Source organism: Klebsiella sp. PL-2018, from assembly GCF_019048985.1.
GTDB lineage: Bacteria > Pseudomonadota > Gammaproteobacteria > Enterobacterales > Enterobacteriaceae > Klebsiella > Klebsiella michiganensis.
On record NZ_CP077673.1, the window covers coordinates 812,353 to 834,343 of the forward strand.

The following is a 21,991-nucleotide window of genomic DNA, read 5'->3' on the forward strand; positions in this document are numbered from 1 at the left end:
ACTGGCGCCGATTATACACGTTATCTTTCGGCCTGCCTCTTTGTTGGCGGCGGGATGCGCTCCGACCGCCGCGTAGTTTGTTGGCGCAGATACGACGGATTTGCTATATTGCGCGCTTAATTAACAGGAGTGTTTCGCTATGACATCCCGACGAGACTGGCAATTACAGCAGCTGGGCATCACCCAGTGGTCGTTACGTCGTCCTGGGGCGTTACAGGGTGAAATCGCTATCTCGCTTCCTGGACATATTCGTCTGGTGATGGTGGCGGAAGAACCGCCATCGCTGACCGAACCGCTAATCAGCGATATTCTGCGCGCGCTGGCCCTGATGCCGGAGCAGGTGATGCAGCTGACGCCTGAACGCGTTGCGATGCTGCCTCAGGACGCACGCTGTAATAGCTGGCGGCTGGGCACCGACGCGCCGCTGCTGCTGGCGGGCGCACAGCTTTCCACGCCCGCTTTCGATGAACTTCAGACCAGCACGCCTGCTCGCATGGCGCTCTGGCAACAGATTTGCGCACATGAACACGATTTCTACCCTCAACCCGGCTGATTTGCCCCGCGCCTGGCAAATTGAAACGCGCGCCCACGCTTTTCCGTGGAGCGAACAGACGTTTGCCAGTAATCAGGGCGAGCGCTATCTGAATCTTCAACTGTCCGTGGACGGCGTGATGGCGGCCTTTGCCATTACGCAAATCGTGCTCGACGAAGCGACGCTGTTCAATATTGCCGTCGACCCCGCTTTCCAGCGTCGCGGTCTGGGCAGGGCGCTGCTGGAACGGGTGATTGATGAAGTTGAAAAACGCGGCGTCGTCACGCTGTGGCTGGAGGTGCGCGCGTCTAACGTCGCCGCCATCGCGCTCTATGAAAGCTTAGGCTTTAACGAGGCGACGATTCGCCGCAACTATTACCCCACGGTCGACGGACGTGAGGACGCCATCATAATGGCACTGCCAATCAGTATGTAAGACAAGGTGATACGATGAAGTGGGACTGGATTTTCTTTGATGCCGACGAAACGTTATTTACGTTTGACTCATTTAGCGGCCTACAGCGGATGTTTCTCGACTATAGCGTGACGTTCTCCGCAGAGGATTTTCAGGACTACCAGGCCGTGAATAAGCCGCTATGGGTGGATTATCAAAACGGCGCCATTACCTCTCTTCAGCTGCAGCATCAGCGCTTTGACGGTTGGGCGGAACGCCTGAACGTCCCTCCCGGCGAGCTGAACGCCGCGTTTATGAACGCGATGGCGGAGATCTGCTCGCCGCTGCCGGGAGCGGTATCGCTGCTTGATTCGCTGCAGGGGAAGGTAAAAATGGGCATCATCACCAACGGTTTTACCTCACTGCAGCAGACGCGTCTTGAACGTACCGGACTGCGCGATCACTTTGATTTGCTCATTATTTCCGAAGAGGTTGGGGTGGCTAAGCCGGATGCGCGTATTTTCGACTATGCGCTGGCGCAGGCGGGCAATCCCGATCGTTCGCGGGTGCTGATGGTTGGCGATACGGCGGAATCGGATATTCGCGGCGGCGTGAATGCCGGGCTGGCGACCTGCTGGTTCAACCCCCATCAGCGCGAACTGCCCGCGGACCTCCGCGCGGACTGGACGGTCACCTCTTTAAGCGAACTGGAGCAACTCCTGTGTAAACACTGATTGCCTCCCCCCCATTGATGGGTAAAATAGCCGCAATTTTTTCGTATTCAACATGCGCGGCGCGTTGCCGCGTTTACTAAGAAGATTGAATTATGACGTTGTCTCCTTATTTGCAGGAGGTGGCCAAGCGCCGCACTTTTGCCATTATTTCTCACCCGGATGCCGGTAAAACGACCATTACTGAAAAGGTGCTGTTATTCGGACAGGCTATTCAGACCGCCGGAACGGTGAAAGGTCGCGGCTCCAGCCAGCATGCGAAATCTGACTGGATGGAGATGGAAAAGCAGCGCGGTATCTCCATCACCACGTCCGTGATGCAGTTCCCGTATCACGACTGCCTGGTTAACCTGCTCGACACCCCGGGCCACGAAGACTTCTCCGAGGATACCTACCGTACCCTGACGGCGGTAGACTGCTGCCTGATGGTTATCGATGCCGCGAAAGGCGTCGAGGATCGTACCCGTAAGCTGATGGAAGTCACCCGTCTGCGCGATACGCCGATCCTGACGTTCATGAACAAACTCGACCGCGACATCCGCGATCCTATGGAGCTGCTGGATGAAGTGGAAAACGAGCTGAAAATCGGCTGCGCGCCGATCACCTGGCCGATTGGCTGCGGCAAACTGTTCAAGGGCGTTTACCATCTTTATAAAGATGAAACCTACCTGTATCAGACCGGTAAAGGCCACACCATCCAGGAAGTGCGCATCGTGAAGGGGCTGGATAACCCGGAGCTTGATGCCGCGGTGGGTGAAGACCTGGCGCAGCAGCTGCGCGATGAGCTGGAACTGGTGCAGGGCGCGTCTAACGAATTCGATAAAGAGCTGTTCCTGGCGGGCGAAATTACGCCGGTATTCTTCGGCACCGCGCTGGGTAACTTTGGCGTCGATCATATGCTGGACGGTTTAGTGGAGTGGGCGCCCGCGCCGATGCCGCGCAAAACCGACACCCGCACCGTGGAGGCCGCGGAGGAGAAGTTCACCGGCTTCGTCTTTAAAATTCAGGCCAACATGGACCCGAAACACCGCGACCGCGTGGCCTTTATGCGCGTGGTTTCCGGTAAGTACGAGAAGGGTATGAAGATGCGCCAGGTGCGTATCGGCAAGGACGTGGTGATCTCCGACGCGCTGACCTTTATGGCCGGCGACCGTTCGCATGTGGAAGAGGCGTATCCGGGCGATATCCTGGGTCTGCATAACCACGGCACCATTCAGATTGGCGATACCTTCACCCAGGGTGAAATGATGAAGTTCACCGGTATCCCGAACTTCGCCCCGGAACTGTTCCGCCGCATTCGCCTGAAAGATCCGCTCAAGCAGAAACAGCTGCTGAAAGGGCTGGTTCAGCTTTCTGAAGAGGGGGCGGTGCAGGTGTTCCGTCCGATCGCCAATAACGATCTGATCGTTGGCGCGGTGGGCGTGCTGCAGTTTGATGTGGTTGTTGCTCGCCTGAAGAGCGAGTACAACGTTGAGGCGATTTACGAGTCCGTCAACGTCGCGACCGCACGCTGGGTGGAATGCAGCGACGCGAAGAAATTCGAAGAGTTTAAGCGTAAGAACGAAATTCAGCTGGCGCTGGATGGCGGCGATAACCTGACTTATATCGCCCCGACCATGGTTAACCTGAACCTGACGCAGGAACGTTACCCTGACGTCCAGTTCCGTAAAACCCGCGAGCACTAATCCTCTCCGGAGCGCGGTTTTCGCCGCGCTCCACGCCATTTTCACCTCGGATTGCCCTTTCTGGAAAGTTCTTAATTCTTACCGTTTTGCGCGCTTTTTTACCCGTTCATGCCGCACTCTTCCGCGTATCTACTACATTTAATAAGTAATTTTTGGAATCCTGGCTTAATAGACTACTTATTTTGCTTTACCTGCTTAGATATAACGAGGAACAACGATGACAAAACTTAAGAGCGGCAAGACACTCCTGGCCCTCTTCCTGGGCTCAGCAATAATCAGCGCTTCGGCGTATGCGGAAAACTCGACCGCAGATAGCGCAAAATCTGCAGCAAGCAATGCCGGGCAAGCCGTTGATAATTCGATGAACAAAGTCGGGAATTTTATGGACGACAGCACCATCACCGCCAGGGTGAAAGCGGCGCTGATCGATCATAAAGATATTCGCAGCACCGATATCTCTGTGAAAACTGAAAACAAAGTCGTCACGTTAAGCGGTACGGTTGACAGTTCAGAGCAGCATAAGCAGGCGCTTAGCGTAGCGAAAGCGGTTGAAGGCGTGACCTCCGTTAACGACAAGCTTAGCGTACAGAACGAAAAATCTGCTTCGCTGAAGGGCTATGCCGGCGACACGGCGGTGACCAGCGAGATCAAAGCGAAATTACTGGCTGACGATATCGTTCCGTCGCGTAACGTGAAGGTGGAGACCACCGATGGCGTTGTACATTTATCCGGTACGGTAGAGTCCAGTAAGCAGTCGGAGCGGGCGGAAGGTATTGCGAAAGCCGTTTCCGGCGTCAAAAGCGTGAAGAATGACCTTAGCGTCAAATAAATCTATTCACTAAAAAAATTTATTCTGCGGTCTTTCCGCAGGATGTGTAGCACCACAGGGTTGTGTATGCGCGGCCTGAGTGCGCAGAAAATCGACCGTCATTAACTATGGTAAGGAGAGACGTATGTTTAGATGGGGCATTATTTTTCTGGTGATCGCGTTAATTGCCGCCGCTCTGGGCTTTGGTGGCCTGGCGGGTACCGCTGCCTGGGCTGCGAAAATTGTCTTCGTTGTCGGTATTATCCTGTTCCTGGTCAGCCTGTTCACCGGCCGTCGGCGTCCCTAGACGTTAACGCGTGAAATACCGTCTTACATAAAGCCAGTCAATGTGACTGGCTTTCTCAGTTTCAGGGCGTTAAAAATTGCGTTACCTTTGTTTTTATAATAAGCCAGACAGGAAAGCAGGGTGGGGCAGCGAATTCCCGTTACGTTGGGCAACATTACGCCGTTATCTGTTAAACCCTTCCAGCCGGGCAGGCTCGCACTGGTGTGCGAAGGCGGGGGGCAGAGAGGGATTTTTACCGCCGGGGTGCTGGACGAATTTATGCGCGCGGGATTCAACCCGTTCGACATGATGTTCGGTACCTCTGCCGGGGCGCAAAATCTCTCGGCCTATCTGTGCAACCAGCCCGGCTATGCCCGCAAAGTGATCACCCGCTACACCACCGCCCGCGAGTTTTTCGACCCGATGCGTTTTGTGCGCGGCGGGAATCTTATCGATCTTGACTGGTTGGTCGACACCACCTCGAAAAAGATGCCGCTGGCGATGGCCTATGCTGAAGATTGTTTTGCCCAGGGAAAAGAGTTCTGGATGTGCGCCTGTCGCGGCGATGATTACACGCCAAACTACTTTTCCCCCACTCAGCAGACCTGGCTTGACCTGATTCGCGCCTCCAGCGCCATTCCCGGTTTTTACCGCAGCGGCGTGCTGCTGGATGGCGTGAGCTATCTTGACGGCGGCGTCAGCGATGCGATCCCCGTACAGGAAGCGGCCCGTCGAGGGGCGCAAACCATCGTGGTGATCCGCACCGTTCCGTCCCAGATGTACTACACGCCGCAGTGGTTTAAACGTATGGAGCGCTGGCTTGGCGAAAGTAGTCTGCAGCCGTTTGTGAATCTGGTGCAGCATCACGAAACCACCTATCGCTCCACGCAAGAGTTCATTGAAAAACCGCCGGGTAAGCTGAGAATTCTGGAAATTTATCCGCAGAAGCCGTTGAAGAGTATGGCGTTAGGCAGCCGTCTTCCGGCGTTGCTGGAGGACTACAAGACCGGACGCCAGTGCGGGCGCTACTTTCTCGCTACCGTCGGTAAACTGCTGGCCGACAGACCGCCGCTGCTGCGCCATGCGCCGCGTATTGCGGTACCGAAAACGGTCGTTATTCCGCCAGCGCCGGTGGCCAATGAGATCCCTCAGGCGCCGGTCATCGCGGCGGTGCAGGCCAATGATGCCAGCTTTGAAAATGAGGACCTGGCGTGACCCTACGATTTATTGATACCCACTGCCATTTCGATTTTCCCCCTTTCACCGGCGACGAAAGCGCCAGCATTGCCCGGGCGGCGGAGGCTGGCGTGACGCAGATCGTGGTACCTGCGACAGAAGCGGATAACTTCGCCCGCGTGTTAGCGCTGGCGGAGAAATATGATGAGCTCTACGCCGCCTTAGGCCTCCATCCGATAGCGATTGAACGGCATAGCGCAGAGAGTCTTGAACGGCTTGAAGCCTGCCTGGCGAAACGCGACGCTAAGCTGGTCGCGGTTGGGGAGATCGGTCTCGATCTCTATCGGGAAGATCCGCAATTTGCACGTCAGGTTTCTGTATTTGAGGCGCAGATGCGGCTGGCGAAACGCTACGATTTGCCGGCGATCCTCCACTCCAGACGCACTCACGACAAGCTGGCGATGCTGCTGAAAAAGCACGCTTTACCGCGAACCGGCGTAGTGCACGGTTTTGCCGGTAGCCTTCAGCAGGCGGAGCGGTTTGTGCAGCTGGGCTACAAGATTGGCGTTGGCGGCACCATTACCTATCCGCGCGCCAGTAAGACCCGCGATGTGATCGCGCAGCTGCCGCTTTCGGCGCTGCTGCTGGAGACCGATGCGCCGGATATGCCGTTGAACGGTTTCCAGGGGCAGCCGAACAGGCCAGAACGGGCGGCTCGCGTCTTCTCCACCTTATGTGAACTACGCCCGGAGCCCGCGGAAGAGATAGCGAATACCCTGATTGATAATACAAATGCGCTTTTTGCGCTTCCGCAACGCTTTGTTGAGTGACCTGTGTCTCATTCCTGCCTTTTTATCTCATTGTTTTGCTTAAAATGTGTGAGCTGAAATGAGCATGATGGTTTCATGCCGTTATAATCGCGGGGTTTTAAGGCTGAACTCTCAATACACAGGGACTCTGTATGCAAATTATCATGGGACTTATCGGCATGGTGGTGCTGTTAGCCATCGCTGTGCTCCTCTCCAGTAATCGAAAAGCCATCAACCTGCGTACCGTCCTCGGCGCCTGGATTATCCAGGTGGGGATCGGCGCGTTAATTCTCTACGTGCCGGCCGGGCGCACCGCGCTGCTGGCCATGTCGAACGGCGTTGCCAACGTCATTGCTTACGGCAATGAAGGGATCGGCTTTATCTTTGGCGGGCTGGTTTCCGACAAGATGTTTGAAGTCTTCGGCGGCGGCGGGTTTGTTTTTGCCCTGCGCGTCCTGCCGGTCATCGTCTTCTTCTCATCGCTGATCGCCGTGCTTTATTACCTCGGCATCATGCAGTTTGTTATCCGCATTCTCGGCGGGGCGCTGCGCGCGGTACTGAAAACCTCGCGCACGGAATCGCTCTCTGCCACGGCGAACATCTTCGTTGGCCAGACCGAAGCGCCGCTGGTGGTGCGTCCATATATCGCCACCATGACCCGTTCCGAGCTCTTCGCCGTGATGTGCGGGGGCCTGGCCTCGGTTGCGGGCTCCGTTCTGGCCGGTTACGCGCAGATGGGCGTACCGCTGGAATACCTGATTGCCGCTTCGTTTATGGCGGCGCCGGGCGGCCTGCTGTTCGCGAAGATTATCGTGCCGGAAACCGAGCAGCCCCGGGACAACCCGGCGATGGAAAAAAACGACGCCGATCCGCAGGCGCCGGCGAACGTGCTGGATGCCGCCGCGTCCGGCGCGGCTTCCGGGATGCAGCTGGCGCTTAACGTCGGGGCGATGCTGCTGGCGTTTATCGCGCTGATTGCCCTGGTTAACGGTATTCTCTCCGGCGTGGGCGGCTGGTTTAACCATCCGGACCTGTCGCTGCAAATGATCCTCGGCTGGGTCTTCTCACCGCTGGCGTGGGTGATTGGCGTTCCGTGGAATGAGGCCACCGTTGCCGGCTCGTTTATCGGCCAGAAGCTGATTATCAACGAGTTTGTGGCCTACATGAATTTCGGTGAATACCTGAAAGCCGACGCCGAGGTCGCAGCCGCCGGTTTGCAGGTGATTTCAACCCACACCAAGGCCATCATCTCGTTTGCCCTGTGCGGTTTTGCCAATCTGTCATCCATTGCGATTCTGATTGGCGGACTGGGCGGCATGGCGCCTAATCGTCGCCAGGAAATTGCCCAGCTGGGCATGCGGGCCGTGGCGGCGGGGACGCTGTCTAACCTGATGAGCGCCACGATAGCGGGCGTCTTCCTCGCGCTATAGCGCCGTCGTTAATCACGACCCTACCCCGCGGCACCGCCGCCGCGGGGATCTCTCATCTGTGTGTTAAAATCCTATCATTTAATAATTATCTGTTTATCAATCACTCATGATGCATCTGGCATTTTTTCGCACAAAATGTCCGCGCTGATATCGAGGTTGACCGCGTGGGTATGTTACAATAATAACATTGCCTCGACACTGAGATTCCTGATTATGCTTAAAGAGAGTCTGGCCTTCGGGGGGCATGCACAGGGATTTATTATGTGATTCATATCACTCTACAGTAATGCAAATTAGTAATTAGTTTTCATTAACTGTGATGTATATCGAAGTGTAACGGCGAGGGGATGTTACAATAGTAACAGACTCGCAAGGTGAACAAACTTTAATACGGCAATACGCCGTCGGAGTATGAAATGACTGATTTAACGGCAAGCAGCCTGCGCGCGTTGAAACTGATGGACCTGACCACCCTGAACGATGACGACACCAATGAAAAAGTGATCGCGCTGTGCCACCAGGCCAAAACACCGGTAGGGAATACTGCCGCAGTATGCATCTACCCGCGCTTTATCCCGATCGCGCGTAAAACGCTGAACGAGCAGGGTACCCCGGATATCCGGATCGCGACGGTGACCAATTTCCCGCACGGTAACGATGATATTGCTATTGCGCTGGCGGAAACCCGCGCGGCGATAGCTTACGGCGCAGACGAAGTTGACGTCGTATTCCCTTACCGCGCGCTGATTGCCGGCAACGAACAGGTGGGTTTTGACCTGGTGAAAGCCTGTAAAGAAGCCTGCGCGGCGGCAAACGTGCTGCTGAAAGTGATTATCGAAACCGGTGAGCTGAAAGAAGAAGCGCTGATTCGTAAAGCGTCTGAAATCGCCATCAAAGCCGGTGCCGATTTTATCAAAACGTCTACCGGTAAAGTTCCGGTCAATGCGACCCCGGAAAGCGCGCGCATCATGCTGGAAGTCATCCGCGATATGGGCGTTCAGCAGAGCGTCGGCTTCAAACCGGCGGGCGGCGTGCGTAGCGCAGAAGACGCGCAAAAGTTCCTCGCTATTGCCGATGAACTGTTCGGTGCCGACTGGGCCGACTCTCGTCACTACCGCTTTGGCGCTTCCAGCCTGCTGGCAAGCCTGCTGAAAGCGCTGGGTCACGGCGATGGTAAGAGCGCCAGCAGCTACTAATACGTAATTTGCCTGACCTCAAGGCCGGATGCTGTCCGGCCTGTGGTTGGTCTTTGACTCTTTCCTCGGGAGGTTATCTTGTTTCTCGCACAAGAAATTATTCGTAAAAAACGTGATGGTCATGCGCTGAGCGATGAAGAGATTCGTTTTTTCATCAACGGCATCCGCGACAACACCATCTCAGAAGGGCAGATCGCCGCGCTGGCGATGACCATTTTTTTCCACGATATGTCTATGCCGGAACGCGTTTCGCTGACCATGGCGATGCGGGATTCAGGGACCGTTCTCGACTGGAAGAGTCTTAACCTCAATGGCCCGATCGTCGATAAACACTCTACCGGCGGCGTAGGCGATGTGACCTCGCTGATGCTGGGGCCGATGGTCGCGGCCTGCGGCGGCTATGTCCCGATGATCTCGGGGCGCGGTCTCGGGCACACCGGCGGTACGCTCGACAAGCTGGAAGCGATTCCTGGGTTCGATATTTTCCCGGACGATAGCCGCTTCCGTGAAATCATTAAAGATGTCGGCGTCGCGATTATCGGGCAGACCAGCTCTCTGGCGCCGGCGGACAAACGTTTTTACGCCACGCGCGATATCACCGCAACGGTGGACTCTATCCCGCTGATCACCGCCTCCATTCTCGCCAAGAAGCTGGCGGAAGGCCTGGACGCGCTGGTGATGGATGTCAAAGTCGGCAGCGGCGCCTTTATGCCTACTTATGAGCTTTCCGCCGCGCTGGCCGAAGCGATCGTCGGGGTATCCAACGGCGCCGGCGTGCGGACGACCGCGCTGTTAACCGATATGAACCAGGTGCTGGCTTCCAGCGCCGGTAATGCGGTGGAAGTGCGTGAAGCCGTGCAGTTCCTCACCGGCGAGTACCGCAATCCGCGGCTGCTTGAGGTGACGATGGCGCTGTGCGTCGAGATGCTGATTTCCGGCAAGCTGGCGCAGAATGACGCCGACGCGCGGGCGAAGCTACAGGCGGTGCTGGATAACGGTAAAGCCGCAGAAGTCTTCGGCCGGATGGTGGCGGCGCAAAAAGGGCCGAACGACTTCGTGGAAAACTACGATAAGTATCTGCCGGCCGCGATGTTGAGCAAAGCCGTCTATGCCGAAGGCGAAGGGTTTGTCGCCGAAATGGACACCCGCGCGCTGGGCATGGCGGTGGTGTCAATGGGCGGCGGTCGCCGTCAGGCATCGGATCTGATTGATTACAGCGTCGGTTTCACCGACGTGGTTCGCCTCGGCGCGCGTATCGACGCGCAGCAGCCGCTGGCGGTTATCCATGCTAAAGATGAAAACAGCTGGCAGGAAGCGGCCAAAGCCGTGAAAGCGGCCATTAAACTTGACGATAAAGCGCCTGAAATGACGCCGACGGTCTATCGTCGTATCACCGAATAGTTATATACTGATCTGATCGCTTTTTTGCAGCGCAAAAGGTACGGAGAATAATATGAAACGTGCATTTATTATGGTGCTGGACTCATTCGGCATCGGTGCGACTGAAGACGCCGATCGCTTTGGCGACGTCGGTTCAGACACCATGGGCCATATTGCAGAAGCCTGTGCCAAAGGCGAGGCTGACAACGGCCGCAAAGGCCCGCTCAATCTACCGAATCTGACCCGTCTGGGGCTGGTTAAAGCCCATGAGGGTTCTACCGGTAAAATTGCCGCCGGTATGGACGGCAGCGCGGACGTTATCGGCGCCTACGCATGGGCGCATGAGCTCTCTTCCGGTAAAGACACCCCGTCAGGCCACTGGGAAATCGCCGGCGTGCCGGTTCTGTTTGACTGGGGCTACTTCCCCGAGCATGAAAACAGCTTCCCGCAGGAACTTCTGGATAAACTGGTTAAGCGCGCAAACCTGCCGGGCTACCTCGGCAACTGCCACTCTTCCGGTACCGTTATCCTCGACCAGCTGGGCGAAGAGCATATGAAAACCGGCAAGCCGATTTTCTATACCTCCGCTGACTCGGTATTCCAGATTGCCTGTCATGAAGAGACCTTTGGTCTCGATAAGCTGTACGAGCTGTGTGAAATCGCGCGTGAAGAGCTGACCGAAGGCGGCTACAACATCGGTCGCGTTATCGCGCGTCCGTTTATCGGCGACAAAGCCGGCAACTTCCAGCGCACCGGTAACCGCCACGATTTGGCCGTTGAGCCGCCGGCGCCGACGGTGCTGCAGAAGCTGGTCGACGAGAAAAAGGGCCAGGTTGTATCGGTGGGTAAAATCGCCGATATCTACGCCAACTGCGGTATTACCAAAAAGGTGAAGGCGACCGGCCTGGATGCGCTGTTTGACGCCACCATCAAAGAGATGAAAGAAGCGGGGGACGAGACCATCGTCTTCACCAACTTCGTGGACTTCGACTCTTCCTGGGGCCACCGCCGCGACGTTGCAGGCTATGCCGCAGGGCTGGAGCTGTTCGACCGCCGTCTGCCGGAGCTGATGGAACTGGTCGGGGAGGATGACATTCTGATCCTGACCGCCGACCACGGCTGCGACCCGACCTGGACCGGTACCGACCATACCCGCGAGCACATTCCGGTGCTGATCTATGGCCCGAAAGTGAAGCCGGGTTCGCTGGGTCACCGCGAAACCTTCGCCGATATTGGCCAGACCCTGGCAACGTACTTCGGTACGTCTCCGATGGAATACGGCAAAAACATGCTGTGATTATTTGCCCGGTGAGCCTCGCTCGCCGGGCCTTTTTTGTCGACCTGATTAGGCATAGCCGCCATCAGGTAAAACATTCAGAAGGATTTAACGATGGCTACTCCACACATTAACGCAGAAATGGGCGATTTCGCTGACGTTGTGCTGATGCCTGGCGACCCGCTGCGCGCGAAGCACATTGCAGAAACGTTCCTTGAAGATGTCCGCGAAGTGAATAACGTGCGCGGTATGCTGGGCTTCACCGGTACCTACAAAGGCCGCAAAATTTCCGTGATGGGTCACGGCATGGGGATCCCGTCCTGCTCCATTTACGCAAAAGAGCTGATCACCGACTTCGGCGTCAAAAAAATCATTCGCGTCGGCTCCTGCGGCGCGGTGCGTATGGACGTTAAGCTGCGCGACGTGGTTATCGGCATGGGTGCCTGTACCGACTCTAAAGTTAACCGTATGCGTTTTAAGGACCACGACTTTGCGGCGATTGCCGACTTTGGCATGGTGCGTAACGCGGTTGACGCGGCAAAAGCGCTGGGCGTTGACGCTCGCGTGGGCAACATTTTCTCTGCTGACCTGTTCTATGCGCCGGACGGCGGCGAAATGTTCGACGTGATGGAAAAATACGGCATTCTGGGCGTGGAAATGGAAGCGGCTGGCATCTACGGCGTCGCGGCGGAATTTGGTGCGAAAGCGCTGACCATCTGCACGGTCTCCGACCACATCCGTACCCACGAGCAGACCAGCTCCGCTGAACGTCAGACGACCTTCAACGACATGATTAAAATCGCGCTGGAATCCGTTCTGCTGGGCGATAAAGAGTAATCATCTCTTCCGCCCTCTCCCTATGGGAGAGGGCCGGGGTGACCGCACGTTAGCGTACCGCGCCGGCAATCCATGCCGAGAGCTCCCGCAGCGCTTTCTCCTGCTCCGGGAAATCCACGAGTAATGCATCGCACTCCTGCTGCAGCATATCCGCGCGGTAGAGGCATCCCTGCAGCCTGGCGGCCAGCGCTTCCAGCGGCGCCGGGTTGAGGCTGTCGGTAAAAATCTGCGTGCGCGTGATATGGCCTTTTTCGACGTCGAAATGGAGCTCTACGCCGCCCCAGGTAAAACGTTCATCCAGCAGATGGCTGAAGGCCGGAGCTTGGCCAAAGTTCCACTCCCAGCTGCTCTGGCGGGCAAAGGTCGCGGCAAAATTCGGCAGGTCCGGCATTTTCTCCGGAGAGATCACTTCGGCCTCCACGCGCTCGCCGTAATGGGCGAAGAACGCCTCCTGAATCGCTTCGCAAACCTGCTGATGGGTAATGCCCGGCAGCAGCTCGACCAGATTGGCTACCCGTCCGCGCACGGAGGTAATGCCTTTGGCCTGCAGCTTCTTCTTATCGGGATTGAGGTAATTGGCCAGGCGGCTTAAATCGGCGTTCAGCAGCAGCGTACCGTGGTGAAAGCCGCGATCCATCGTTTCGCGATAGGCGGAACCGGAGACCTTGCGGTCGCCTTCGGCGGTTTTGACCACCAGATCGTTGCGGCCCGAGGCTTCCGCCGCTACGCCCAGCGCATTCAGCGCCGTCAGCACGATATTTGTGGAAACGGTTTTATCGTACTCCGGTTTGCCGGCCATAAAGGTAAAGCAGGTATTGCCCAGATCGTGGAATACCGCGCCGCCGCCGCTGCTGCGACGGGCCAGGCGCACGTTATCTTCTTCCATACGTCGGGTGTTGCACTCTTTCCACGGGTTCTGCGCGCGGCCAATGACCACCGTATCGGCATTGCGCCACAGAAACAGCACCCGTTGAGTCGCGGGCATCTGGCGAAAAATAGACTCCTCAACCGCCAGATTGAACCAGGGGTCGTAAGAGTCGGAGAGCAGCAGGCGCAGCGTTGACATGGCGATTTCCTTATTCTGATTCATCTTTATCTTCATCCTGCACCGGCTTATTGGCGGTGAGCAGGAAAGGCGATTGCTGCCAGCGGGTACGTTTACCCTGCAGCAGGGTGCGCGTCAGGACGACGCCGATGGCCAGAGATAGCAGCAGCATCAGACGCAGGATATTGGTGGTATTATCGACCTGCTGCGCTTCGGTGGCCAGGGTATGGGTATCCAGCGTCAGGCGCAGGTAGCCGAGCGGGCCGTTTTTACCCTGAACAGGTTCGACGATTTGCTGGTTGAAGTAGCCGCCGGCTTTTTTACCGTCCAGCGCCAGCCGATCGCGTACCTCGACGCTTTCGCCGGAACGCGCCACCAGGTCGCCCTGTTCGTCATATACGCCGGCGTCGAGGATCCGGCTTTTATGGGTAAGCTGATCCAGCAGCTGGCTAATCCGCTTTTCGTCGGGCGTTTCGCTACGCATCAGCGCCGCCAGGTTGAGCGTGACCTGCTGGGCGAGCGTGCGGGCCAGTTCTTCCAGCTGCGGATTGCGCTGCTTCTGGCTGTTCTGGCTGAACCATGAGGCCCCCTGCATCAGGGCGACGAGGAGCGCGAGACAGATCAGAACAATCACCGCGCGATGCAGCCGGAATTTAAGTTTTGCGCGTACCATATTCCACCTTTGAAAATTTGCAGCTTAATGTTGCCAGAAGCGCTGGTTACAAGGTAGCCTCATGCGTTATTTTCCTCGCCTGAATGAAGTTATGTGGAGCCGTGATGCCAAACAGTTTGACCTGGTGCGACCTGCCTGAAGATGTTTCCCAGTGGCCTGGATTGCCGCTTTCCCTGAGCGGTGATGAGGTCATGCCGTTGGATTATCACGCCGGACGCAGCGGCTGGCTGCTGTATGGCCGCGGTCTTAACAAGCGTCGCCTGACCGAGTGGCAGCGAGAACTGGGGGCGGCCCTGGTGATTGTTGCCTCCTGGGCGGTCGACGACTATCAGGTGATTCGGCTGGCTGGTTCTTTGACGCTACGAGCGACCCGTCTGGCCCATGAGGCCGGTTTTGACGTTGCGCCGCTGGGTAAAATCCCGCATTTACGTACGCCGGGGCTGCTGGTCATGGATATGGACTCGACGGCGATTCAGATTGAGTGCATTGATGAAATCGCCAAACTGGCCGGTACCGGCGAGCTGGTCTCTGAAGTGACCGAGCGCGCGATGCGCGGCGAACTTGATTTTACCGCCAGCCTGCGCCAGCGGGTGGCGACGCTGAAAGATGCCGATGCCAATATTCTGCTGCAGGTGCGGGAAACGCTGCCGCTGATGCCGGGCCTGACCCAGCTGGTGCTGAAGCTGGAAACGCTCGGCTGGAAAGTGGCGATCGCCTCCGGCGGCTTCACCTTCTTTGCCGAGTATCTGCGCGACAAGCTGCATCTCGACGCGGTGGTCGCCAACGAACTGGAGATCATGGACGGTAAGCTGACCGGCAACGTTATCGGCGATATCGTCGATGCGAAATATAAAGCCAATACGCTGCGTAAACTGGCGGAAAAGTATGAGATCCCGCCGGCGCAAACCGTCGCCATTGGCGATGGCGCAAACGATCTGCCGATGATTAAAGCGGCAGGGCTCGGCATCGCCTATCATGCTAAGCCCAAAGTTAATGAACTGGCGGAAGTGACAATCCGCCACGCTGACCTGATGGGGGTATTCTGTATTCTCTCCGGCAGCATGAATCAAAAGTAAGAGGTTAACGTGGCGAAAGCTCCAAAACGCGCATTTGTCTGTAATGAATGCGGTGCGGATTATCCGCGCTGGCAGGGGCAGTGCAGCGCCTGTCATGCCTGGAATACCATAACCGAGATGCGCATTGCCGCTTCGCCCCAGGTGGCAAGAAACGAACGTCTGTCAGGATATGCCGGTAATGCCGGCGTATCGAAAGTGCAGAAGCTCTCCGATATTAGCCTCGAAGCGCTGCCGCGCTTTTCGACCGGCTTTAAAGAGTTTGACCGCGTGCTCGGCGGCGGCGTGGTGCCGGGGAGCGCGATTCTGATCGGCGGCAACCCCGGCGCGGGTAAGTCGACGCTGCTGCTGCAAACCCTGTGTAAGCTCGCCGAAGGTATGAAAACGCTCTACGTCACCGGGGAAGAGTCGCTTCAGCAGGTGGCGATGCGCGCTCACCGTTTAGGCCTGCCGACGGCTAACCTCAATATGCTGTCAGAAACCAGCATTGAGCAGATTTGCCAGATTGCCGATGAAGAAAAGCCGCAGCTGATGGTTATCGACTCCATCCAGGTAATGCATATGGCCGACGTGCAGTCGTCGCCGGGCAGCGTGGCCCAGGTGCGCGAAACGGCGGCCTATTTAACGCGCTTTGCCAAGACGCGCGGCGTGGCTATCGTCATGGTCGGCCACGTGACCAAAGACGGCTCGCTGGCCGGGCCGAAAGTGCTGGAGCACTGTATCGACTGCTCCGTGCTGCTCGACGGCGACGCCGATTCTCGTTTCCGCACCCTGCGCAGTCATAAAAACCGCTTCGGCGCGGTCAACGAGCTGGGCGTATTCGCCATGACCGAGCAGGGGCTACGTGAAGTGAGCAACCCCTCGGCTATCTTTCTGAGCCGCGGTGACGAAGTGACTTCCGGCAGTTCGGTGATGGTGGTCTGGGAAGGCACGCGACCGCTGCTGGTGGAGATCCAGGCGCTGGTCGATCACTCGATGATGTCCAACCCGCGCCGCGTGGCGGTGGGGCTGGAGCAGAACCGTCTGGCGATCCTGCTGGCGGTCCTGCATCGTCACGGCGGTCTGCAGATGGCCGACCAGGACGTCTTCGTCAACGTGGTTGGTGGCGTGAAGGTCACCGAAACCAGCGCCGATCTGGCGCTGCTGCTGGCGATGGTTTCCAGCCTGCGCGACCGTCCGCTGCCCCAGGACCTGGTGGTTTTCGGCGAAGTGGGTCTGGCAGGCGAAATTCGCCCGGTGCCGAGCGGCCAGGAGCGTATTTCAGAAGCGGCTAAGCATGGTTTTCGTCGGGCGATTGTTCCGGCAGCCAATGTGCCGAAAAAAGTGCCGGAAGGGATGCAAATCTTTGGCGTGAAAAAGCTTGCGGACGCACTTAGCGTCTTTGACGACTTATAATAAGTTAAAAGGAGACTCGCGATGTCGTCATTTGACTATTTAAAAAGCGCCATAAAGCAGAAGGGGTGTACGCTACAGCAGGTAGCTGACGCCAGTGGGATGACAAAAGGCTATCTGAGCCAGCTGCTGAACGCGAAAATTAAAAGCCCCAGCGCGCAGAAGCTGGAAGCGCTGCACCGGTTTCTCGGGCTGGAGTTTCCGCGTCGGCAAAAAAGCGTTGGCGTGGTATTTGGTAAGTTTTACCCGCTGCATACCGGCCATATCTATTTGATTCAGCGCGCCTGTAGCCAGGTCGATGAGCTGCACATCATTATGGGCTACGACGATCCCCGCGACCGCGAGCTGTTTGAAAAGAGCGCGATGTCGCAGCAGCCGACCGTGCCCGATCGCCTGCGCTGGCTGCTGCAGACCTTCAAGTACCAGAAAAATATCCGCATCCACGCCTTCAATGAAGAGGGGATGGAACCTTATCCGCACGGCTGGGACGTCTGGAGCCGCGGGATCCGCGCCTTTATGAACGAGAAGGGCATTGAGCCTAACTGGATCTACACCTCGGAAGAGGGCGACGCGCCGCAGTATCTGGATCATCTGGGAATTGAAACCGTACTCATCGATCCTAAACGCACCTTTATGAACATCAGCGGCGGGCAGATTCGTGAAAACCCGTTCCGCTATTGGGAATATATTCCTACCGAAGTGAAGCCGTTTTTCGTGCGCACCGTGGCGATCCTGGGCGGTGAATCGAGCGGTAAGTCGACGCTGGTGAATAAGCTATCCAATATCTTTAATACCACCAGCGCCTGGGAGTATGGCCGCGACTACGTCTTTTCGCACCTCGGCGGCGATGAGATGGCGCTGCAATATTCCGACTACGACAAGATTGCCCTCGGCCACGCGCAGTATATTGATTTCGCGGTGAAGTATGCCAACAAGGTGGCGTTCATCGACACGGACTTTGTCAGCACCCAGGCGTTCTGTCTCAAGTACGAAGGGCGGGAACACCCCTTTGTGCAGGCGCTGATCGACGAGTATCGTTTTGACCTGGTCATTCTGCTGGAAAACAACACGCCGTGGGTGGCCGATGGTTTGCGTAGCCTTGGCAGCTCGGTGGACCGCAAAGAGTTTCAGACGCTGCTGGTGTCGTTGCTCAAGGAAAACGAGATAGATTTTGTGCATGTGAAAGAGGCCGACTACGATGCCCGCTTCCTGCGCTGCGTGGAGCTGGTGAAAGAGATGATGGGCGAGCAGGGATAGGCCTTCTGCGGCCTGATGCCGCATGAATGCCTGCGCCTGGCTACAGCCCTTTCCCGGCGGGAGAGGGGGCAAACACGAAAAAGGGCAACCTGCGTTGCCCTTTTGCTTTTACTTCGCGATACGTTTGTACTTAATACGCTTCGGCTCCAGCGCATCGGCGCCGAGGGTGCGTTTCTTGTACTCTTCGTATTCGGTAAAGTTACCTTCGAAGAATTCCACCTTACCTTCATCCTGGTAGTCCAGAATGTGGGTCGCGATGCGGTCGAGGAACCAGCGGTCGTGCGAGATAACCATCGCGCAGCCCGGGAACTCCAGCAGGGCGTTTTCCAGCGCGCGCAGGGTTTCGATATCCAGGTCGTTGGTGGGCTCATCGAGCAGCAGGACGTTACCGCCCACCTGCAGCAGCTTCGCCAGGTGCAGACGACCGCGCTCACCGCCGGACAGCTCGCCAACGCGCTTGCCCTGGTCAACGCCTTTGAAGTTAAAGCGGCCCACGTAGGCGCGGCTCGGCATCTCGGTGTTGCCAATCTTCATGATACCCAGCCCGCCGGAAACTTCTTCCCATACGGTTTTGCTGTTGTCCATCGCGTCGCGGAACTGATCGACGGAGGCCAGCTTGACGGTTTCACCCAGGGTGATTGAACCGGCATCAGGCTGTTCCTGACCGGACATCATGCGGAACAGGGTGGATTTACCCGCGCCGTTCGGGCCGATGATGCCGACGATAGCGCCTTTCGGTACCGAGAAGCTCAGGTCGTCAATCAGCAGACGGTCGCCGTAGGACTTACGCAGGTTGCTGACTTCAACCACTTTATCGCCCAGACGTGCGCCTGGCGGAATAAACAGTTCGTTAGTCTCGTTACGCTTCTGGTACTCGACGTTGTTAAGCTCTTCAAAGCGCGCCAGACGGGCTTTGCCCTTAGACTGACGGCCTTTCGCGCCCTGACGGACCCACTCCAGCTCTTTCTCGATTGACTTACGGCGCGCCGCTTCCTGAGAAGCTTCCTGCGCCAGACGCTGATCTTTCTGCTCCAGCCAGGAGGAGTAGTTGCCTTCCCACGGAATACCTTCGCCGCGGTCAAGCTCAAGGATCCAGCCGGCGACGTTATCGAGGAAGTAGCGGTCGTGGGTAATCGCCACGACGGTGCCTTCGAAATCGTGCAGGAAGCGTTCCAGCCACGCGACGGACTCTGCATCCAGGTGGTTAGTCGGTTCGTCGAGCAGCAGCATGTCTGGTTTTTCCAGCAGCAGGCGGCACAGCGCGACGCGGCGGCGCTCACCGCCGGACAGGTTGGCGATTTTCGCGTCCCAGTCCGGCAGACGCAGGGCATCCGCCGCGCGCTCAAGCTGGACGTTCAGGTTATGGCCATCGTGCGCCTGGATAATCTCTTCGAACTTGCCCTGCTGAGCGGCGAGCTTGTCGAAGTCGGCATCCGGCTCCGCGTATTTGGCGTACACCTCATCCAGACCTTTCAGGGCGTTGACCACTTCGGCCACCGCTTCTTCAACCGACTCACGTACGGTCTGCTCCGGATTGAGCTGCGGCTCCTGCGGCAGATAGCCGATTTTCAGGCCCGGCTGCGGACGGGCTTCGCCTTCGATATCGGTATCGATGCCGGCCATGATGCGCAGCAGGGTAGACTTACCGGCGCCGTTCAGACCGAGAACGCCGATTTTTGCGCCAGGGAAAAAGCTCAGGGAGATATTTTTCAGAATATGACGTTTCGGCGGAACCACTTTGCCGACACGATGCATGGTATAAACGAATTGAGCCACGTTGGACTTCGCCTCTTTTATATACTCTTCATCCCTCAGGCTCGCTTGATGCAGCCAGAATGATTTTGAGTAGGGTAGTGAATAGTTTTCAAAGGCGAAGTGTAGCCTTTTTCGCGCTTTAATCCCAGCGAGGCGATGGGATTCACAAAAGCGTAAAAAAATGTCCGGGACGTGGCGCGATTCGCGTTGTCTGATTAGCATATCTACGTAATACCTGAAATTTTTGCCCGCGGCATGATGCTGCTGTGGTGTATCTGAATAGAGGAAGAGCTTGTGGAAAAAGCCAAAACTGTGACGTGGCGTCTTCTGGCCGCCGGCGTAAGTCTGCTGACGTTAAGCCAACTGGCGCATGCGGATTCACTGGATGAACAGCGCAGCCGCTATGCTCAAATTAAACAGGCGTGGGACAGTCGACAAATGGACGTCGTCAATCAGCTGATGCCCACCCTGACGACCTATCCGCTCTATCCTTATCTCCAGTACCGGCAGATTACCGACGATCTGATGAACCAGCCGGCGCTGGTGGTGACCAACTTTATCGCCGCCAACCCGACGCTGCCTCCCGCGCGCTCGCTGAAATCACGGTTCGTCAATGAACTGGCGCGCCGTAGCGACTGGCGCGGCCTGCTGGCCTTCAGTCCGGATAAGCCGACCGGCACCGAGGCGCAGTGCAATTACTACTATGCGAAGTGGAACGTCGGCCAGGCTCAGGAGGCCTGGGACGGCGCCAAAGCGCTGTGGCTGAGCGGCAAAAGTCAGCCAAACGCCTGTGACCAGCTGTTTGGCGCCTGGCGCGCCTCCGGCCAGCAGGATCCGCTGGCCTACCTTGAACGCATTCGCCTGGCGATGAAAGCGGGCAATACCAGCCTGGTGCGGGTCCTGGCCCAGCAGATGCCTGCCGATTATCAAACGATTTCGACGGCGGTCATCGCGCTGGCTAACGATCCCAACAGCGTGATGACGTTCGCCCGGACAACCGGCGCGACGGATTTTACCCGCCAGATGGCGGCGGTCGCGTTTGCCAGCGTTGCGCGGCAGGATGTGGAAAATGCGCGCCTGATGATCCCCTCATTAGCGCAGGCGCAGCAGCTCAATGAAGATCAGATTCAGGAGCTGCGGGACATCGTCGCCTGGCGCCTGATGGGCAGCGACGTGACCGAAGAGCAGGCCATCTGGCGCGACGATGCCATCATGCGTTCGCAATCCACCTCGCTGGTGGAGCGCCGGGTTCGTATGGCGCTGGGCCTTGGGGACCGCCGGGGCCTGAACACCTGGCTGGCGCGCTTGCCGATGGAAGCGAAAGAGAAGGACGAATGGCGCTACTGGCAGGCCGATCTGCTGCTGGAGCGCGGGCGCGATGACGAAGCGAAAGATATTCTCCGCTCGCTGATGCAGCAGCGCGGCTTCTATCCGATGGTCGCCGCGCAGCGCCTTGGCGAGGAGTACAGGTTCCGCATCGATAAAGCGCCAGCGAACCTCGATCCGGCGCTGACCTCGGGGCCGGAAATGGCGCGGGTGCGCGAACTGATGTACTGGAATATGGATAACACCGCCCGCAGCGAGTGGGCCAATCTGGTCACCAGCAAGACCAAAGGCCAGCAGGCGCAGCTGGCTCGTTACGCGTTTAATCAGAACTGGTGGGATCTCAGCGTCCAGGCCACCATCGCCGGTAAATTGTGGGATCAGCTGGAAGAGCGTTTCCCGCTGGCCTATAACGACCTCTTTACCCGCTATATCAGCGGTAAAGATATTCCGCAAAGCTACGCAATGGCCATTGCGCGTCAGGAGAGCGCCTGGAACCCGAAAGCCGGTTCACCGGTTGGCGCCCGCGGTCTGATGCAGATTATGCCGGGGACGGCAACGCATACGGTGAGCATGTTCAGTATTCCCGGCTATAGCGGTCCATCGCAGCTGCTCGATCCGGAAATGAACATCAACATTGGTACCAGCTATCTGCAATATGTTTATCAGCAGTTTGGCAATAACCGTATCTTCGCCTCCGCCGCCTATAACGCCGGTCCTGGGCGTGTGCGTACCTGGCGGGGCAACAGCGGCGGCCGCATTGACGCGGTGGCGTTTATTGAGAGCATTCCTTTCTCTGAAACGCGCGGCTACGTGAAAAACGTTTTGTCCTATGACGCCTACTATCGCTATTTTATGGGCCAGAAAGAGACGCTGCTGAGCGATGCGGAGTGGAAGCTGCGCTATTAATATCGCCGTCGTCGGGCAACATCG

At 57.3% G+C, this 21,991-nt stretch carries 20 protein-coding genes; 17 read left to right on the plus strand and 3 right to left on the minus strand.

Going from position 1 to position 21,991, the window contains the following annotated elements; all coding sequences use genetic code 11:
* Nucleotides 1-139 precede the first annotated feature (139 nt).
* The 13 genes from MKleb_RS03865 (at nt 140) to deoD (ending at nt 12,540) form a co-directional block, all read left to right on the plus strand.
* Nucleotides 140-553 (plus strand): DNA polymerase III subunit psi, encoded by a 414-nt coding sequence (locus MKleb_RS03865; protein WP_014837349.1) that lies wholly within the window; start codon nt 140-142, stop codon nt 551-553.
* Complete coding sequence (gene rimI / locus MKleb_RS03870) at nt 522-968, plus strand: ribosomal protein S18-alanine N-acetyltransferase (RefSeq protein ID WP_004098383.1); 447 nt, start codon at nt 522-524, stop codon at nt 966-968. Before MKleb_RS03865 ends, rimI begins: the two co-directional genes overlap by 32 nt.
* 14 nt (nt 969-982) lie before the next feature.
* Nucleotides 983-1,660 carry a pyrimidine 5'-nucleotidase gene (gene yjjG / locus MKleb_RS03875; protein ID WP_004098385.1) on the plus strand — a complete coding sequence of 226 codons (678 nt, stop codon included), beginning with the start codon at nt 983-985 and terminating at the stop codon, nt 1,658-1,660.
* 92 nt (nt 1,661-1,752) lie between these two features.
* Nucleotides 1,753-3,342, plus strand: coding sequence for a peptide chain release factor 3 (prfC, locus tag MKleb_RS03880; RefSeq protein WP_004098388.1), 1,590 nt, complete (start codon nt 1,753-1,755; stop codon nt 3,340-3,342).
* 217 nt (nt 3,343-3,559) lie between these two features.
* A complete protein-coding gene (gene osmY / locus MKleb_RS03885) occupies nt 3,560-4,171 on the plus strand; it encodes a molecular chaperone OsmY (RefSeq protein WP_014227828.1) in 612 nt (203 codons plus the stop codon).
* Between the two features lie 124 nt (nt 4,172-4,295).
* A complete protein-coding gene (locus tag MKleb_RS03890) occupies nt 4,296-4,457 on the plus strand; it encodes a DUF1328 domain-containing protein (protein WP_003856556.1) in 162 nt (53 codons plus the stop codon).
* A gap of 120 nt (nt 4,458-4,577) precedes the next feature.
* Nucleotides 4,578-5,651 carry a patatin-like phospholipase family protein gene (locus MKleb_RS03895; RefSeq protein ID WP_004128693.1) on the plus strand — a complete coding sequence of 358 codons (1,074 nt, stop codon included), beginning with the start codon at nt 4,578-4,580 and terminating at the stop codon, nt 5,649-5,651.
* Complete coding sequence (locus tag MKleb_RS03900; RefSeq protein ID WP_025106866.1) at nt 5,648-6,442, plus strand: metal-dependent hydrolase; 795 nt, start codon at nt 5,648-5,650, stop codon at nt 6,440-6,442. The genes MKleb_RS03895 and MKleb_RS03900 overlap by 4 nt, the downstream gene beginning before the upstream one ends.
* A 131-nt stretch (nt 6,443-6,573) precedes the next feature.
* Nucleotides 6,574-7,851, plus strand: coding sequence for a NupC/NupG family nucleoside CNT transporter (locus MKleb_RS03905; RefSeq protein WP_004098395.1), 1,278 nt, complete (start codon nt 6,574-6,576; stop codon nt 7,849-7,851).
* Between the two features lie 416 nt (nt 7,852-8,267).
* Nucleotides 8,268-9,047, plus strand: coding sequence for a deoxyribose-phosphate aldolase (gene deoC, locus MKleb_RS03910; RefSeq protein ID WP_014837351.1), 780 nt, complete (start codon nt 8,268-8,270; stop codon nt 9,045-9,047).
* A gap of 78 nt (nt 9,048-9,125) precedes the next feature.
* Nucleotides 9,126-10,448: a thymidine phosphorylase gene (gene deoA / locus MKleb_RS03915; RefSeq protein ID WP_014227832.1), complete on the plus strand. Its 1,323-nt coding sequence runs from the start codon at nt 9,126-9,128 to the stop codon at nt 10,446-10,448.
* A 52-nt stretch (nt 10,449-10,500) separates the two neighbouring features.
* A complete protein-coding gene (gene deoB / locus MKleb_RS03920; RefSeq protein ID WP_014837353.1) occupies nt 10,501-11,724 on the plus strand; it encodes a phosphopentomutase in 1,224 nt (407 codons plus the stop codon).
* A 93-nt stretch (nt 11,725-11,817) separates the two neighbouring features.
* Nucleotides 11,818-12,540, plus strand: a complete 723-nt coding sequence (gene deoD / locus MKleb_RS03925) for a purine-nucleoside phosphorylase (protein ID WP_004098401.1) — start codon at nt 11,818-11,820, stop codon at nt 12,538-12,540.
* Between the two features lie 49 nt (nt 12,541-12,589).
* On the opposite strand, the gene lplA is transcribed toward deoD, so the two are convergent.
* The gene (lplA, locus tag MKleb_RS03930; protein ID WP_014227834.1) at nt 12,590-13,606 is read right to left on the minus strand and encodes a lipoate--protein ligase LplA; all 1,017 of its coding nucleotides are present in this window, start codon (nt 13,604-13,606) and stop codon (nt 12,590-12,592) included.
* A gap of 10 nt (nt 13,607-13,616) precedes the next feature.
* Nucleotides 13,617-14,258: a YtjB family periplasmic protein gene (locus tag MKleb_RS03935; protein WP_217076484.1), complete on the minus strand. Its 642-nt coding sequence runs from the start codon at nt 14,256-14,258 to the stop codon at nt 13,617-13,619.
* Between the two features lie 104 nt (nt 14,259-14,362).
* On the opposite strand from MKleb_RS03935, the gene serB reads away from it, so the two are divergent.
* The 3 genes from serB to nadR are packed head-to-tail and all read left to right on the plus strand — an operon-like array spanning nt 14,363 to nt 17,980.
* Nucleotides 14,363-15,334, plus strand: coding sequence for a phosphoserine phosphatase (gene serB / locus MKleb_RS03940; RefSeq protein ID WP_014227836.1), 972 nt, complete (start codon nt 14,363-14,365; stop codon nt 15,332-15,334).
* A gap of 9 nt (nt 15,335-15,343) precedes the next feature.
* Nucleotides 15,344-16,726 (plus strand): DNA repair protein RadA, encoded by a 1,383-nt coding sequence (gene radA, locus MKleb_RS03945; RefSeq protein ID WP_004098408.1) that lies wholly within the window; start codon nt 15,344-15,346, stop codon nt 16,724-16,726.
* Between the two features lie 21 nt (nt 16,727-16,747).
* Nucleotides 16,748-17,980 carry a multifunctional transcriptional regulator/nicotinamide-nucleotide adenylyltransferase/ribosylnicotinamide kinase NadR gene (gene nadR, locus MKleb_RS03950; RefSeq protein ID WP_004098414.1) on the plus strand — a complete coding sequence of 411 codons (1,233 nt, stop codon included), beginning with the start codon at nt 16,748-16,750 and terminating at the stop codon, nt 17,978-17,980.
* Nucleotides 17,981-18,088: 108 nt separating this feature from the next.
* Here nadR and ettA read toward each other — a convergent pair whose 3' ends face one another.
* Nucleotides 18,089-19,756: an energy-dependent translational throttle protein EttA gene (gene ettA, locus MKleb_RS03955; RefSeq protein WP_217076485.1), complete on the minus strand. Its 1,668-nt coding sequence runs from the start codon at nt 19,754-19,756 to the stop codon at nt 18,089-18,091.
* A gap of 273 nt (nt 19,757-20,029) precedes the next feature.
* Between ettA and sltY the strand changes: the two genes are divergently transcribed.
* The gene (sltY, locus tag MKleb_RS03960) at nt 20,030-21,967 is read left to right on the plus strand and encodes a murein transglycosylase (protein WP_025106864.1); all 1,938 of its coding nucleotides are present in this window, start codon (nt 20,030-20,032) and stop codon (nt 21,965-21,967) included.
* Nucleotides 21,968-21,991 lie beyond the last annotated feature (24 nt).